Genomic DNA, 15,710 nt, shown 5'->3' on the forward strand with positions numbered 1-15,710 from the left:
TCTCGCTCATTCATTTGAAGCGAGAGCTTTTAATTGTCAGCTTTCTGCTGCAAAATGCGGTGGCAGCTGTCAATCGTTTTTTTGTGAATATCATAGAGCAAGTTCTTAGCTTGACTGTCGCTGATATCGGGCTGTTTAAGCCAGGCAAAAATAAAGCCAGTGATGGCAGAAGCTAAGTAGGAAGTGTAAAGATAGCTGGCAGAAGTAAATCTGTCCTGAGTCAAAGAGCGGCTGCCTGTAAGGCATTTTTCAAAAATGGTGTCGGTGCACAGTTTGAGAAAAAGCCCCTTGTCTTTGCTGGTAAGAGCGGTTATTGCTTTTTTATGTTTGGCTATGCTGTCAATGATTGCATCTGTATATAATCTGTTGTGAGACTGGCTGATTTGGCTGAGTGTGGCTGCTTTGGGTTCAAAGGCAGCAGCCAGACTATCCAAAATCGTTGTGATGACTTCATGATAGAGCTCGTCTTTGGTGTCATAATGAAGATAGAAGGTGTTCCGGCTGCACCGTGCCCGTTGGCAAATCTCTTTAACAGTGATGGTATAGCATTCTTTTTCATTGATTAAAGACAGGTAGGCAGCTTTTAAATTATCTTCGGTTTTTTGATAGCGTAAGTCATTTTTATTCATCGATGTACCTCTTATAGGACATTCTATCATATAACTGTTAATTAAGCGACAGTTGAGCAGGAAATGTCTATTGTTTCTGCAGATGAAAACGTTATAATGATAGTAGAAAGGATAGAGGGTGAAGAAATGCAAAATCGTGTCACAGACATTTTAGGAATTGAAAAACCTATTATTCAAGGGCCTTTAAATTGGCTGACTGACGGGAAATATGTGGCAGCAGTCAGCAAAGCAGGTGGATTAGGTGTTTTTGGCTTTAATGCCGGTCAAAAAGAAGCTGTGTTTACTGTTGAAGAAACAGTAGCCAATATGAGGCGTGAAATCAAGATAGCTAAGGAAATAACGGCTAAACCGATGGGCATGAATATTGCTCCCGGTCATCCAACGACTGATGTGTTTACACAGCCTATGATGGATTTAATGGTTGAAGAAGGTATCGGTACTGCGGTTATGGTTGGCGATTTTTCGGCTTACTGGACAGAACGCTTTCATGCAAAAGGGATAAAGGTCGTTTTTCGTGCGGCAACACCTACCGTTGAAAATACTGAAGAAGCTATTGAGGGCGGAGCAGATATCATTGTTGCGACAGGATTCGATGAGGGTGGTACTGTGCCGGAAAAAGTGATTGGTACGTTTTCGATCATTCCTATGATTGTAGATGCGGCTAAGGGACGTGTTCCCGTCATGGCTGCTGGAGGTATAGCGGATGAGCGGACAGCCGAAGCAGCCTTTGTCCTCGGAGCAGAAGGGCTGTTTGTCGGTACTGCTTTTATGATGGCAGAAGAGTCTGTATTAGCGCAAAATATTAAAGAGATGGCTCTTGCGGCTACCGCCAGCGATTTAGTTATGTATCGGACGGTTCCAGCCTTTTATCGGTCATTGCCAGGTGAATTGCCTAATCAGCTGGTTGAACTGAGTAAGGCGGGAAAATCTGAAGAAGAGATTTACCAAGCTCAGCACGCCTATGATGGCATGCGAGATGGTATGCTTTTTGGAGATTTAAGTAAAGGTTTTGCCTCGTTTGGTCTGGGAATCTCACTGATTCACCAGATTGAGCCTGTAGCTAATATTATTGATAGACTGATGTCAGGTATCAAACGCTTCCTGTAAATGGATTTTTAAAAGGATAGAATCGCACTAATCCCTTCTCACACACAGTGAGGAGGGATTTTGTTTTTTTGCCTTTTATATATACTGTCCGGACTTATTCCAGGTTTTAGTTTTAAACCTTACGGCAAGCTTCTGACTGACAGCAGGCTGTGTTTGTGCTGCAGCACGGAAAGGGCCGTGCTGTTTGTTTGTCAGGCTGTATCTGTTTGAACTGAGGTCAGAATAAGCAAAAGCAGGATAAGGAACTGAGTTTGCTGATAAGTATTCCCTGTAGTTTCCTGCTGTAAATGCCGAGAATTTGCCGCTGGGATGTAAATTTTCACTGTTAGTCCTATAGACATTTCCGGTATTTGAATAGGGTGCAGGAGCTGTTTCAGGCTGATTTGTATGTTTTGCCTCTAAAAAGTTTGTTTTAGCCTCTGTTTGTTCTTTTATCTGCTTGGCCTTCGTTTCTAAATTTAAGTCAGCATCACTGTCGTTTGCAGCCTCTGTATTTTTTTGTGTTTCAGCTTTGTCTGTTTGCTCAGCAGTGTTTTTCTCTGAGTCATCTTCCTCTTCTGTCTGAGACTGGCTGCTGCTGGCAGAAGGAGTAATTGTTTCTGAATCTGCGTCACTGTCAAAGGCTGCTTGTTCAGAAGGAAGAGGAGCTTCTGTAGAGTCGCCTGCTGAACTGCTGTTTCTTCCAGAGATATCCGTCTCTTTGGGCAAGAGAGGAGCAGCAGTATCACTAGGAACTGCAGTCGTCTCTTCACTTCCGTCTATTTGAGAAAAGTCAGGAAAGATGACAGACCCATCAGCTGCTGTTATGCCTTCATCAAAACTTGGTGGATTGCCTGCGGGCATGGCATTATCACCCATAATACCAGGAGCCCCCATTCCAAATCCATTAGCTGTAGTTTCGGCAGTGGCTGCTGCAGCGGCAGAAGCGCCGCTTGAAACTGTAACAGTATAGGCTGATCCTGAGTTTACATGTTCGCTGGAGAAGATGACATTTGAAAAGTCGGTCTCAGCAGTTGTTGATGCGGTTACATTTCCATCGCTGTCGGTGATTGTAATCATATCCCCTTGACTGCCTGAGACATTGACCATAATATAGGCTTGGCTTGATCCTGTCATAAAGGCCTGTGCCATACCGCTGCTGCCGATAGCCCAGACTGTCCCGCCAGTGATGGTTCCCGTTCCGTCGTAATCAAGGGCGGAATTATCCATGGATGTTTGGGCGAGATAGACATTGCCGCTCGATATTGTCAAATTGCCGTTAGAGTCCAAAGCATCAGCAGCGGCAGTCACATAAACAGTTGCACCAGCAATGGTAATGGCGATTTCATTTTCAATGTCGTCAGCTGAATTAACCAGTTGAGACAAATCTGCACTGTCCTTGCTTGTCCATTCCGTTGCATTAATGCCGTCGTCCCCAGCATTGATGGTAATAGTCCCACCTGTGAGATTGATAGAGCGTCCCTCAATCCCTTCATCACCAGCCGTGATGGTAACCTCAGAGTTTCCTTCAACTGTCACTTCATCGCCAGCAGTAATCCCTTTATCAGCAGCATTTATGGTAACTGTTGAATCAGTGATGGTCAAGTCGGCAGAATTGACATCGGTATCATCTTCAATCTGAATCCCATCGTCACCTGCAGTGATAAAGACTGTCGAGTTGATAAACTTGACATCGGTCGTTGCATGGATACCGTCTTTGGACGCAGAGACTAGGTTGAGTACTGCACCGTCAATGGTCACACTTGCTGCTTTGAGGGCATGTTTGACACTGCTGCTGACGGTCAGACTGCTTTTATCCTTGGAAGTCACATAAAGGGCTCCCTCTGCTTCAATAGTATTGGCTAAAGCTGAGGAAACAGAGCTGTCAGACAATATAAAAATATAGAGATCGCCGCTTGTATAGACGCTGGAGTTTGTTAATTTAAGATTGTCAAAATTGAGCGTCACCGCTTCAGTAACGGATGAATCAACTGTAATAGAGTAGCCGTCTCCTGCTCCTGTAATACTATAGCTGCCGGCTTGGGTGATGGTAATATTATTTTCTGAAACCGTCACGCTATCAGAGTTAGCAGAAACACCTTCGGTGGAGATAGAAATAGTGGCTGTATTTTCATCTGAGCTTGCTTCTGCTTCGCTTAGATTAACCTCACTGTCCTCTGCAGCAGTTTCCATTTGGGCATCCCTAATTTCAGCATTAGTATTGCGGAATTCTGTATCGCTGTTTCCTTCTGTAACAGTTTCCGAACGTTCAGCGATTTCAGAGGCAGAGGCCGATAAGCTATTTTCTTGAAAATCGTCTGTATCAGTTGTGTCTGTTTCGGCAGTCAGCTTATCTTGACTGACTGTATCTGCGGTGAGCGTTTCTGTATCTGTTTCAGATACTGTGTCATCGGCTGCTGCAGCTGTTTCGGCAGCACCTGCAGTGCTGCTATCATCAGCAAAAACGTTTTGCCCTGTACCTGTAATCGTAAAAGCAGCCGCCAGAACAAGTCCTGTGATTAAACCTTGTTTGGTTTTACGTTTGACACCATGTCCTTTTGCCTGCGAAAATGCAGAGCGGTTAAATAAAACTTTTTTACTCATTGAGTAACCTCATTTCTTTCTTACTAGCCATATAGTCTATACAGAAAGGCTTAAGGAAATCCTAAATAAAAAATGATTAAAAATTCATCAGTTCAAATGATAGCCGGATTGTGATGATTTTTCCAGGGGGGGTATCCAGTTTTATTCTTGTTGCACGGACTCCTTTGTATTATTTTGACAGGATTTGCCCCCATTTAAGGGGACAATTGTTTTAATTTACAATACAATAGAGCTTTTTCTGTGATATGATGACAGTAATCGGAACCAGAAAAATTAGGTCTGACTCGAGAGCTTAGGAGAAAGATGCTCTCTTGGCCTTTGTATCTTGGTAGAATTGAACACGGCCTAAACTAAAATCCTAGTGAAAAAGAGACGCAATCGTAGGAAGCGCAAGCTGACGTACGAGTGTGGCTGCTCTGTGAGTATGCCTGCCAGCGTGATGCAAGCATCTTGTTAAACAACCCTAGCCGTAGCTGACTGAAGGCTTTGTCGTCTTGACAGACGACCGCACCCTTCTAGTCATCTTGGCAGAGGTGCGCCTACGAAATCGGAGATTTCTGGTTTACCGTCATTTTCATACGGATTTCTTAACGGCCTTTGTATATTATTGGAATTGAACACGGCCTAAACGCTGCTGGAAAAAGATAGACTTCCCTTGAGTCTTTAATGACTCAGCGGTCAGTCTCCTATTTTCCTTTTGCGTTCTTCACGGCCTTTGTATCTTGTTGGAGGGGGTTATTATGAAACTTAAAGCTGGAACGTATTTTGGAAAAGGACAGGGGCAGCATGGGGATTATGATGTTGAAGTTGAGGTTTCTGAGAGTGCCATTAAAAGTGTTAAGGTACTAGGAGAACATGGTTCACCTGCTTATCCTGATACGGCAGTGACAGAAATTCCTGAACGGATTTTAGCTGCTCAATCAACAACAGTTGATGCAGTCAGCGGAGCCAGCGTTTCTTCACATGCAATTATGGAAGCCGTCAGAGATGCTCTGCTGAAGGCTGGCTTGGAGGAAGAAGAAGATTTAACAAATCAGGAGCTGACAGTTGATGTTGCTATTGTTGCGGCAGGGCCAGCCGGATTGGCAGCAGCTGTAACTGCAGCAGAAGCGGGATTGTCGGTGGCTGTTTTTGAGAAACAGGCTATTACAGGTGGGACTGCTAATATGGGGATGGGTCCTTTGGGTATTGACACTAAAATTCAGAGAGCTTTATTTAATAATATTTCAGTCGAAGAAGCGTTAAGTAAGCAAATGGAATATACTCATTACCGTGTTGACAGTGATTTGGTTCAAACCTATTTCAAGCTTTCAAGCGCGACTATTGAGTGGCTGGAAGATATGGGGGTCAAATTCGCTGGAGCTTTTCGCTATTTCAAAGAATCAGAAGCAACTTGGCATATTGTCGATAATGATGGCAAAATTGGACCTGGTGCCGCAGCGCCTATGAATAAAGCGCTGACAAAACGAGCTAAGGATTTAGGTGTCAGTTTTTATTTGAATACTCCAGTGGACGATCTTATCACGTCTGATGGCAAAGTTACCGGCCTGCTGGCTAAAAGCAAGACCGGCCGTATTATCAAGGTGCAGGCTCAAGCTGTAGTAGTCTGTACGGGTGGTTTTGGTTCTAATGCTAAGATGCTTGCTGAGGAGTTTGGCTATCACTTAAATCAAGATTTCTTTACCTTTAATGTTCCCGGAATCACAGGCGACGGTCTGCAAATGATGTGGAAGGCGGGAGCGCAGAAGTTTGGCTTAGCAACAGAAAGTATTTTTGTTCTGCCGCATAATCTGCAGTATATGATTGCTGATGGTGTGCTGCGCCAGCCAAATCTGCTGATAAATCAGCGCGGTGAACGTTTCATGAATGAAGGTGATATGGGCAATACCACTTTTGCCGGAAATGCTATTGCTCTTCAGCCAGGTCATTATGCGTACTGTATTATGGATCGGGAAATTCTGAAACATTATCAGGAACAGGGACCGGACATTGTCGATTTAGTACATCCGACTGAGGGCTTTCAGCTGCTTGAGGAGGATATTAAAAAGGCTGAAGAGAATGGTTATGATGCAATCATGACAGCAGATTCTATCGCAGAATTAAGTCAGAAGCTCCAAATTTCTCGAGAAAAACTACAGGCAACCATTGACGAGTACAATAGCTATTGTGCTCAGGGCTATGATGAGGCATTTTTCAAAAAAAAGGCCTACTTACACCCAATTACAGGTGCGGGAGGCTATTTAGTCGGTAAATACTATGTTGGTGCCTACGGTACAATGGGAGGCGTCCGAATCAATAGGCACTGTCAGGTACTGGATGTGGAAAACCGCATTATTCCTGGTCTTTACAGTGCTGGTTCTGACGCTAATACGATTTATGGCGATAGTTATAATTTTACTCTGCCCGGAAATTCTATGGGCTTTGCTCTCAACTCCGGCCGTATGGTGGGTCTGGCCTTGGCCAGCTTACTAAAAAAATAAAGTATGAATAAAGCAGTCAGGATTGTATGTCGCCTGACTGCCTTATTATGATAGAAAAATATTTAAAGAAAATGTAAATCATTTTTTAAAATTAAATTTTGATCGCTGATATCACCGATTTGAAAGAGCTGAACTAAAGAATCATAGTAGGTCTTTAAGAGCAGCCAATCGTCAAGGTCATTGGCTAAGATTTTTTTGATTTGTTTAATACGGTAACGCAGTGTATTGGCATGGATCCACAGCTGGTTGGCAATGGCATTGGTATTTTGGTTAAATAAAATATAATAAGCTAAAGTCAGTAGTAAATAGCTCTTTTTTTCTTGGTCCGTTTTTAAAAGCTGGATGATGTCCGGATGGATAAAAATTGGGCGGCCGGAACGATGTAAATCTAAGGTGATGAGGCTGGCAAGATAACGATAAGAAAAGAGATGGCCCTGCAGATGATATTTTACAATCATCTGATCAACTTGGCTTGCCTGCTGGAACATAGGGCGGAACTCTTTAAAATCGTAAAAAATATGACTGGCGGATAAACGGAGCTGGGCAGTCTGACAAAAATCAAGCAGATCTTTTGTGCGGGTCTGCATAAAATTTTTTTGGCTTCCGGAAACGAGGAAGACCATTTTGTTTTCATAAAACATGAAAAGCGCACTTCCTAGAAGCTGCTGCAGCTGTTTAGCCAGAACCAGCCGATTGTTTTCAGAAGCAACTGGTTTTATAAAGGAAACGACCAGAACGCGTTTATAGTAAAGAACGTTCAGTTTCATATCTTCAATTTGCGGATTGCTGATGGAAGCTGAACCCTTATCTTTATCAACCAAGGCTTGTAAAAAGTAAGAATAAGCCGCTTCCTTATTCATAAGATAATTGCGATCGTGGGTGAAAGCCAGAGCAACAAGGTGTGCAAAATGCATGAACACAATCCTGTCCCCCTGAGATATCGGACGGTTCTTTTCATATATCATCAGACGGCCTAAGACTGTACCGTTCAGCCGGATAAAATCAACTAAGGTTTTGCAATTTAGGATAGGATTGTCAAAAAGATAGGGTTTACCGCTTTTTTGAAGGATTTTATCGACCTTTAATTTTTTGAGCACGCTCAGATTTTCTTGAGAAATTCGGCCGTGTTGCCGCTCTTCCTTTAAAATAGTCGCTTCATTTGCTTCTGCAGGCGGGAAAGCAATGTAGTTCCCCAGATTATCTAAAATAAAAACAGGATTGTCAAAAATTCGTGAACCGATTTCCGCCAATTTTGGGAAATCAGCTCCGGCAAAGGTAGCATGATAAGCTTCTTCTAACCGTTCCAAGGCAACATAGTTAGTATGCAGCTCTTGTTCAATAATTTTTTGAATCTGCTGTCTGTGCTTTTCATCTTCGGCAATGATAATGGTTGCAGCAGGGAAAGATTGGCACAATTCTGTTAAAGCTTCTTCCTTATTTAACGGACAAAGTAAGGTTAATTCTGCCGGATTCTCCTTTAGAATTTTGGTGAAGTCTCCTTTTAAGCTGTACAATATGCCAGGCCGTGCATCTTGAGCTAAGTCAGTCCAAGTTGTTTCGAGCATATCACTGATATTGAGCTGCAGATTGCCAAACTGAATAATGTGTATCTTTTCTTTGACTAAAGCATTGATAATATTATCTAAGCGCATTTTAACCTCCTTTATTAAGATACAAATATTAAAATACAAAGGCTGTGCTCAGTTGTAATCTGTCACAAGAATTATACCATCTTTCAGCTGTTTTTTGTAAGGGCTTACGAAATAAAGACACTAAAGAAGGGATATAATCAATTTAGAAAATAAGAACAGAAAGGAGAAGGCATAGAGCTGTGGAGTGACATCATCCATCGGATGATGCCAGCCCGAACTTAGAAATGGGAAAGTGAGGGAAGCTTATGCGTTGGGGTTTTGTCTTGCTGCTTGCCAGCCATAGCCGTCTGAAGGCTTTGTCGTCTTGACAGCTTCCCGCACCTTTCTAGTTGTCCTAGCAGGGGTGCGTCTGCGAAATCGAAGATTTCGGACTTACCGCCTATTTTCCTTCTGTGTTCTTCACGGCTTTTGTATCTTATTTGGAAGGGGTTGAAATGGGAAAATTGAAATTTAACGGTGTGATGAATGCGGCAGTATCACTGGCTTTGAGCTGTGTAACTTTGCTTTTGCTGAAGCAGGGGCCTGACTGGTCTAATTTTATTCTCCCAACTGCGGAAGGATTTGTTATTGCTATGTTTTTAACAACTGTTTTTCCCTTAGAACGCTGGGGGCGGTCGGCTGCTAAAAAAGTAAGCCTTCCTCAGATGACGGGTACCTTGATTTTAACGGCTTTTGTCAACGTGACCTGCATCACTTTTATTCTGACTTTTCAGCAGCAGCCGCTGACAGTCGGCCAGCTTCAGCTTTGGGCAAAAACACTTCCGGTTTTTTACTTAACAGCAGTGACAGTCTCTAGCTTAGTAGCTAAAGTCTATCTGAAGGGCAAATCTTAATGCAGACAAAAGAATTCTTAAGAAGTAAGAGAGGTATCATTTATGGAACACCAAGGCGTAATGAATCACACGCAGCTAAGGTCTTACAGCCGCAGCGTCTCCATTATAGGAGTTGGCTGCACGCCTTTTATGGAAATTTTAGGGAGCCCCGAGACAGAGGGCCTGACAGAAGGGGAACTTTTTGGTTATGCAGCGCTTGAAGCAATGAAGGATGCAGGAGTAGAGCCTAAAGATATTGACTATTATTTTCATGGGCAGGCCAACCCTAACTTTGTTTCCGAGTATATCACACCTAACATGCAGGTCGCTAATTGGTTTGGCATGAAAGGTAAAGGTTCAATGCATCATTCGGAAGCTTGCTGCACAGGCTATTTGGCTCTAGAAATTGCTGTTATGGCAGTAGCTTCCGGGAAATATGATATTGTTCTGTCAGGGTCAGCAGATATGGGTGCCAGTCTTCCGGTTGAAGGGCAGCCAGCTCATAAACGTCGCAGTTTTAGTTTAGAAGAATTTAACACGTCTTTAAAATATATCTACGACCGAGCCTACACCAGAGGAATGCAGGCCGGCATGTATACCATTTTCGATGATTTGGCAGCCCTTTATGCCAGAGATCATAAATTAGACGCCGAGACAATGGACAGAGTTCTTTGCGCAATGGCTGTCAATAATCGCTATAATGCTTCCAAAGATCCCTTAGCAAAGCTACGGCAGACTTATGATGAAGCGGCTAAAGAAAAAGGCTTCTCCACCGCTATGGAATTCATGCAGTCACCTTTTAATCCCAAAATTGGAGATTATATGCGCGTAAGCGGACTGGAAGAACGCAGTGAAGGCGCAGCGGCAGTTATCGTCTGCCCGACAGAAATGGCCTATCAATATACAGATCAGCCGATTGTTGTTTTAGGTACCGGTTCGTCCGCTCTTGAGGCTTCTAATCCGCACCTAGAACGCCGGGCAACACGCGAGGCCTGCCAGCAAGTTTATGGCATAACCGGCATCAAACCAGAAGAGATAGACCTTTTCTACGCCAATGACTTTGTTATCACTTCACACTTAGATGCTGCTGAGATAGCTGGCTATCTCCCGCAAGAAAATGGTTATCAGTATGTCTTAGATGGCCGGACCCGCTTTGATGGAGACAAGCCAATAAACACCAATGGCGGCCGGACTTCTTTTGGTCATGCCCATGCAGCTTCTGGTTTAGCTGATATTTATGAGGCTGTTAAACAGATGCGCGGTGAATGCGGTGAGCGTCAAGTTAAAAAACTGCCAAAAACAGCTATGCTGCGCGGTTTTGGCGGCAGTCAAAATGTATCAGCGACGATTTTGAGAAAGGGATAGCTATGGAAAAAATTGTAAAAAAGTATTATGATGCTTTAGATGAGGGTCAGCTGCTGGGACGCCAATGTTCGGGCTGCGGTGCAGTGGAATTTCCTCCCGTTTTAACCTGCAACGCTTGCGGGGAATTACATGATATGAACTGGGTTGAAATCTCCGGAAAAGGCAGAATGGTTGACTTCTTTCTGCCGGGTATGATGACCCATCAGCCAGTAAATGACGATCTGAAGCCTTATGCCTACGGATCGGTTGAAATCACTGAAGGAGCTTATTTTAACTGTATTATAAAAGGCGTCAAAAAGAAAAACCGTGATTTTATGGAGGCGCATCTCCCGGATGTCCCCGTCCATGCTGTTATTGTTCCTAGGGACGGCTATAAAATGGTTGTCTTTGCTGTTGATGAAGAGTTTCTGGAAAAGGCACCGTAAAATCAACTGAACACGCCTTAAGTTCTTTGCAAAAAGACATAGCTAAGTTTAGAACTGATTTCAAATTAACTAGCCGTAGACGTCTGAAAGCTTTGCCGTCTTAACAGTCGACTGCAGCTTTCTAGTCGTCTTGGCAAGGGTGCGCAGACGAAATCGGAGATTTCTGACTTACCGTCATTTTTGCTGTGAGCGTTAAACGGGCTTTGTATCTTGATGAACTGAACACGGGCTAAAATCCTAGTGAAAAAGATGGCTGTCATCGTGATGCAAGTATCTTGTTAAACAACCCTAGCCGTAGCTGACTGAAGGCTTTGCCGTCTTGACAGACGATCACACCCTTCTAGTCATCTTGGCAGGGGTGCGCAGACGAAATCGGAGATTTCTGGCTTACCGTCATTTTCATACGGATTTTTATACGCCCTTTGTATCTTAGTGTAAAGGAGTTTTGTAATGACTGAATTAGAGAAAAATGTTTTGGAATTGGTTGCACAGGCTTTTAATAAAGATGTTGCTGAAATAGGTTTAGACACAGCCTTTAAAGATGATTTAGCCGCTTCCTCGCTTGTCATGGTGAGTCTGATTGCTAACATTGAAGAAGAACTGGATGTTATGATTCCTATTTCTGAGGCTGCTAAGTTTAAAACAGTCGCTGACTTGACTGCAGCTGTAGCCGCAGAAGTGTAGGTACTGCTATGGATATATTGGAAAGAGTTTATCAGAAAGCTCAGAAACAGCCTGCCCGTATGGTTTTTCCTGAAGCCTATGATGAGAAAATATTGCAGGCGGCTTATCAGGCTGGAAAGAAAGGTTATATTAAGCCTGTTTTGGTGGGCTATCCACAAAAGATTAAAGCACTGTGTCAAGATCTGCAGCTAGACAGCCAGGTGTTTACGATTTATGATGTAGAGGATGATGAGTTAAAAGAGACCTTACTGAGTGCCTACGCTAATTATCCTTATGCTATTTTTAAGGGAAAATCCCTGAAACGCCGGCTGGCTGATCCCTTATATTATGCTTTGGTTTTAACCGCCCTGGATAAGGCTGACGCAGCTTTCGCCGGAATCTCTCAACCAACAGGCGATATTATTTTAGCCGGACAAAGTATTGTAGGTCTAAAAAAAGGGATAAGCACAGTTTCAAGCTGCGGAGTTATGCAAATCCCTGGTTTCAAGGGTTCTGAAGGTGATTTGCTTGCTTTTGGCGATGCGGCAGTGTGCCAAAATCCTGATGCATCAGAACTTGCCAGTATTGCTATAGCCACTTGTGAAACAGTGCATTCGCTCTTAGATTGGGAACCGCGCTGTGCCTTGCTTTCTTACTCCAGTTTGGGCAGCGGCAGCGGTGAATTGGCAGACAAGGTCGTTGAAGCAGTCAGAATAGCTAATGAACAGCGGCCGGATTTAGCAATTGAAGGTGAGTTTCAGCTTGACACTGCCATCAATCCATCATCTGCAGCTAAGAAAGTGTCGCAGTCTTCTGAAGTTGCCGGACGGGCGAATGTTATCATTTTTCCGGATTTAAATGCGGGCAATATTGGAGTGAAACTGGTTCAGCAATTTGCTCAGGCTGATGCTTACGGCCCCATGATTACCGGTATGAATAAGGTGATTAGCGACTGTTCACGCAGTGCCCCAGTTTCTGAGCTGGTGGGCAACATCGCTCTAACTGCCGTACGAGCCATGTATTAAAACTGAACATGGTCTGAAAGTCCAGAAAAGACGCCTCACTCATGTTTATACCACATCAGTCGGGTCGCTGATTTTCTGCTGCTTTCTATACGGCCTTTGTATCTTGTTGAATTGAACACGGCCTAAACGCTGTGAGAAAAAGCGACGCAATCGTAGGAAGCGCAAGCTGGCGTACGAGTGTGACTGCTCTGTGAGTACAGCCTTTCCTTGAGTCTTTAATGACTCTTCGGTCAGGCTCCTATTTTCTCTTTGCGTTCTTAACGGCCTTTGTATCTTGTTGGAAGGGAGGATAGATGGCTGAATATAAGATTTTAACGATTAACCCTGGTTCAACATCGACTAAGATTGCTTATTTTGAGGGCAAGAAAGCTGTTTTTACAGAAAATGTTGCTCATGACAGCAGTGAATTAGCACAATTTGACAGACTTTCACAGCAATTAGATTACCGCAAAACCTTGATTGAAAAATGTCTCGCAGACAGTTCGATGACACTGAGTGATTTGGATGCTGTTGTTGGACGAGGTGGAGGTCTGATGCCGCTGGCAGGCGGTGTTTACGAGGTCAATGATCAGTTGTACAGGGATGCTAAGAATGGGGCTAATGGGGTAGAGCATCCGGCCAATCTTGGTCCTCAGTTGGCACGCTATTTTGCCCGCAAGGCTTCTTGTTCGGCTTTTGTGGTTAATCCTCCTGATACGGATGAATATCAGGATCTGGCTCGGATGACAGGAGTTAAAGGCGTTTACCGCACCTGTCATCTCCATGCCTTGAATCTTAAGGAAACAGCCTTGCACCATGCTGGGCAACAAAAAGAAGTCTATCAAAAAGTTAATTATATCGTCTGTCATATTGGCGGGGGAATTTCGATTTCTGCTCATCGTAGAGGTCAGATGATTGATGGTACAGATATTGTCGGAGGCGAAGGACCGATGGCACCGACACGTGCTGGCAGCCTGCCTTTAACGGGAGTAGCAGAGCTTCTCAATGAGGGTGCTTCTGCTTCTGACCTCAGAAAACTGTGTACAAAAAACGGTGGTTTTATCAGTCTTTTAGGAAGTGCAGATGCTAAAGCCATTTTTGCGGCTGCACAAAGAGGAGCTGAGGCCGAACAGCTGGCTTGGGATAGCATGATTTATCAAATCGCTAAAACAATCGGGCAAATGGCTGCTGTTCTAAAAGGCGATATTCAAGCTATATTGCTAAGCGGCGGTTTGGTTAATAATGCGGACTTAGTGAGTCAAATCACTGACTATTGTCAGTGGATAGCCCCTGTTTACGCTTATCCGGGAGAATTTGAAATGCAGGCAATGGCCAATGGCGTCAGCCGAGTTTTGGCAGGACAGGAAGAGGTAAAAACTTATACAGGTCGGCCTGTTTGGACTAAAGAGGCGTTTCCGTTTTGATTCAAGCAGCAGTACAGCAAGGTGATTGGCTGTACTGCTTTTTTGCTTTTGCTGTTAATTGGCAGATAGGAAAAGACTGAATATGTTCATACATTGAGAACAGTCTGAAAATTATTATAATGAAGAAATTTCATCTTAACTTAAAAGTTTTTTGCTATAATAGTCATAGCAATGGGAACCTAAACAGTCGCAAAGAACAGAATCTTTTCGAATCCACAGGAAGAGGTTTTAACAAAAGCAGCAGAGGAGTTCTTTGCTGAGCAAGGTTATACGGCTGTGGCCGAAATGGGTGGAAAAATAGTGGGATTATATATTTTGCATCCTAATAATATTAGACGCTGCGGTCACATTTGCAATGCCAGTTATGCTGTTTCTTCCGCTGCCCGAGGGTTCCAGGTGGGAGAAGCGCTGGTTTAACACTGTCTGACTGCAGTCAAAGATTTGGATTTTCGGATTCTGCAATTTAATGCTGTCGTAGAAAGCAATATTTCTGCCCGCCGTTTGTACGAAAAGTTAGGTTTTATTCAGTTAGGAACAATTCCGGACGGTTTTCGAATGAAAGACGGCCAATTGAAAATATCTGTTCTTATTACTATAAACTATAGTAAGCTCGTTTTTAAGAATATAATAGGAATAAAACCAGTCTACATTAAAATGAAAGGAATTGACTATGAAAAACCATGCTTTCACTGTCTTACTGTTTCTATCAGCAACTCTTCTCTTAACTGCCTGTCAGGAAAAAGCAGCGCCACCCGAAGGGAGCTTCAGCCAGGCCGCGACAGAAGAAACAGTAGCCAACAGTCAGTCGAGTTCAAACCCAAGCACTTCTTCAGAGAGTACTGAGGCAGAAGCGGGCTTATCTGACGAAGAATTATACGCTGAAACACTGCAAAAAGTAGCAGCAGATCAGTCTGATACTGTTGCTGATTATTATGCATTCTATGACATCGATCATAACGGTACTAATGAACTGATTACCGGTTATTCTTCTGGAGGGACAGTTTCCTTAGCGGCCATTTACTACTTGCAAAACGGAGTTCCGGCTTATCTGGCTCAGTCCTATGTTCCCTCAGCAGGCGGCAGCCGCGAAAGTGCAGTTATTTATGACGATGGTACGGTAGCTTATGCTCAGTGGCATTCCCTAAATGGAGAGGGGACTGCCTATCTTTATCAGCTGCGAGCTGATAATAGCGGCTATGATGTATTGATAGAACAGGAATTTAAAATAAGTGAAGGCAATCCGGTACCAACTTTTGATTCTGGCAGAACAGCCCTTGATATAAAACAGTTTGACTGGAAAGACTTCTAACACAAGATACAAAGGCCGTTAAGAAATCCGTATGAAAATAGGGTCTGACAAGTGATGCTTGCATCACGATGTCAGGCATACTCACAGAGTAGCCACACTCGTACGTCAGCTTGCGCTTCCTACGATTGCGTCTCTTTTTCACTAGGATTTTAGGCTGTGTTCAATTCAACAAGATACAAAGGCCGGAAATTCTTACTACAAACCCTAATCTGTATTTTTGAAATAGAGCTGATGAGACTGGCAATAAAAAAGCGGCT

The 15,710-nt window shown here is 43.5% G+C and carries 13 protein-coding genes; 10 read left to right on the top strand and 3 right to left on the bottom strand.

What is annotated here, in order from left to right; all coding sequences use genetic code 11:
- Positions 1–29: 29 nt before the first annotated feature.
- Positions 30–629: a TetR/AcrR family transcriptional regulator gene (locus DDV21_RS03850; RefSeq protein ID WP_162886280.1), complete on the bottom strand. Its 600-nt coding sequence runs from the start codon at positions 627–629 to the stop codon at positions 30–32.
- Between the two features lie 63 nt (positions 630–692).
- Here DDV21_RS03850 and DDV21_RS03855 point away from each other — a divergent pair, with 63 nt between their 5' ends.
- The gene (locus DDV21_RS03855; protein ID WP_310590871.1) at positions 693–1,736 is read left to right on the top strand and encodes an NAD(P)H-dependent flavin oxidoreductase; all 1,044 of its coding nucleotides are present in this window, start codon (positions 693–695) and stop codon (positions 1,734–1,736) included.
- Between the two features lie 75 nt (positions 1,737–1,811).
- Here DDV21_RS03855 and DDV21_RS03860 read toward each other — a convergent pair whose 3' ends face one another.
- The gene (locus DDV21_RS03860) at positions 1,812–4,319 is read right to left on the bottom strand and encodes a carbohydrate-binding domain-containing protein (protein ID WP_116878490.1); all 2,508 of its coding nucleotides are present in this window, start codon (positions 4,317–4,319) and stop codon (positions 1,812–1,814) included.
- A gap of 740 nt (positions 4,320–5,059) precedes the next feature.
- Here DDV21_RS03860 and DDV21_RS03865 point away from each other — a divergent pair.
- On the top strand, positions 5,060–6,799 hold the full coding sequence (locus tag DDV21_RS03865; protein ID WP_116878489.1) for an FAD-dependent oxidoreductase: 1,740 nt from the start codon (positions 5,060–5,062) through the stop codon (positions 6,797–6,799).
- A gap of 62 nt (positions 6,800–6,861) precedes the next feature.
- On the opposite strand, the gene DDV21_RS03870 is transcribed toward DDV21_RS03865, so the two are convergent.
- Positions 6,862–8,451, bottom strand: coding sequence for a PucR family transcriptional regulator (locus DDV21_RS03870; RefSeq protein ID WP_116878488.1), 1,590 nt, complete (start codon positions 8,449–8,451; stop codon positions 6,862–6,864).
- Positions 8,452–8,885: 434 nt separating this feature from the next.
- Between DDV21_RS03870 and DDV21_RS03875 the strand changes: the two genes are divergently transcribed.
- From DDV21_RS03875 to DDV21_RS03910, 8 genes are all read left to right on the top strand, one after another.
- Positions 8,886–9,284 carry a hypothetical protein gene (locus DDV21_RS03875; protein ID WP_116878487.1) on the top strand — a complete coding sequence of 133 codons (399 nt, stop codon included), beginning with the start codon at positions 8,886–8,888 and terminating at the stop codon, positions 9,282–9,284.
- Positions 9,285–9,326: 42 nt separating this feature from the next.
- The gene (locus DDV21_RS03880; RefSeq protein ID WP_181963484.1) at positions 9,327–10,628 is read left to right on the top strand and encodes a thiolase family protein; all 1,302 of its coding nucleotides are present in this window, start codon (positions 9,327–9,329) and stop codon (positions 10,626–10,628) included.
- Positions 10,629–10,630: 2 nt separating this feature from the next.
- The gene (locus DDV21_RS03885; RefSeq protein WP_116878486.1) at positions 10,631–11,053 is read left to right on the top strand and encodes a Zn-ribbon domain-containing OB-fold protein; all 423 of its coding nucleotides are present in this window, start codon (positions 10,631–10,633) and stop codon (positions 11,051–11,053) included.
- A 450-nt stretch (positions 11,054–11,503) separates the two neighbouring features.
- Positions 11,504–11,737 (top strand): acyl carrier protein, encoded by a 234-nt coding sequence (locus DDV21_RS03890; RefSeq protein ID WP_116878485.1) that lies wholly within the window; start codon positions 11,504–11,506, stop codon positions 11,735–11,737.
- An 8-nt stretch (positions 11,738–11,745) separates the two neighbouring features.
- Positions 11,746–12,741 (top strand): phosphate acyltransferase, encoded by a 996-nt coding sequence (locus DDV21_RS03895; RefSeq protein WP_116878484.1) that lies wholly within the window; start codon positions 11,746–11,748, stop codon positions 12,739–12,741.
- Between the two features lie 293 nt (positions 12,742–13,034).
- Positions 13,035–14,144 (top strand): butyrate kinase, encoded by a 1,110-nt coding sequence (buk, locus tag DDV21_RS03900; RefSeq protein ID WP_116878483.1) that lies wholly within the window; start codon positions 13,035–13,037, stop codon positions 14,142–14,144.
- A 201-nt stretch (positions 14,145–14,345) separates the two neighbouring features.
- On the top strand, positions 14,346–14,561 hold the full coding sequence (locus DDV21_RS12090) for a GNAT family N-acetyltransferase (protein WP_338418944.1): 216 nt from the start codon (positions 14,346–14,348) through the stop codon (positions 14,559–14,561).
- Between the two features lie 253 nt (positions 14,562–14,814).
- The gene (locus tag DDV21_RS03910; RefSeq protein ID WP_116878482.1) at positions 14,815–15,453 is read left to right on the top strand and encodes a hypothetical protein; all 639 of its coding nucleotides are present in this window, start codon (positions 14,815–14,817) and stop codon (positions 15,451–15,453) included.
- The last annotated feature ends 257 nt before the right edge of the window (positions 15,454–15,710 follow it).

This window comes from Streptococcus chenjunshii, from assembly GCF_003086355.1.
Taxonomy (GTDB): domain Bacteria; phylum Bacillota; class Bacilli; order Lactobacillales; family Streptococcaceae; genus Streptococcus; species Streptococcus chenjunshii.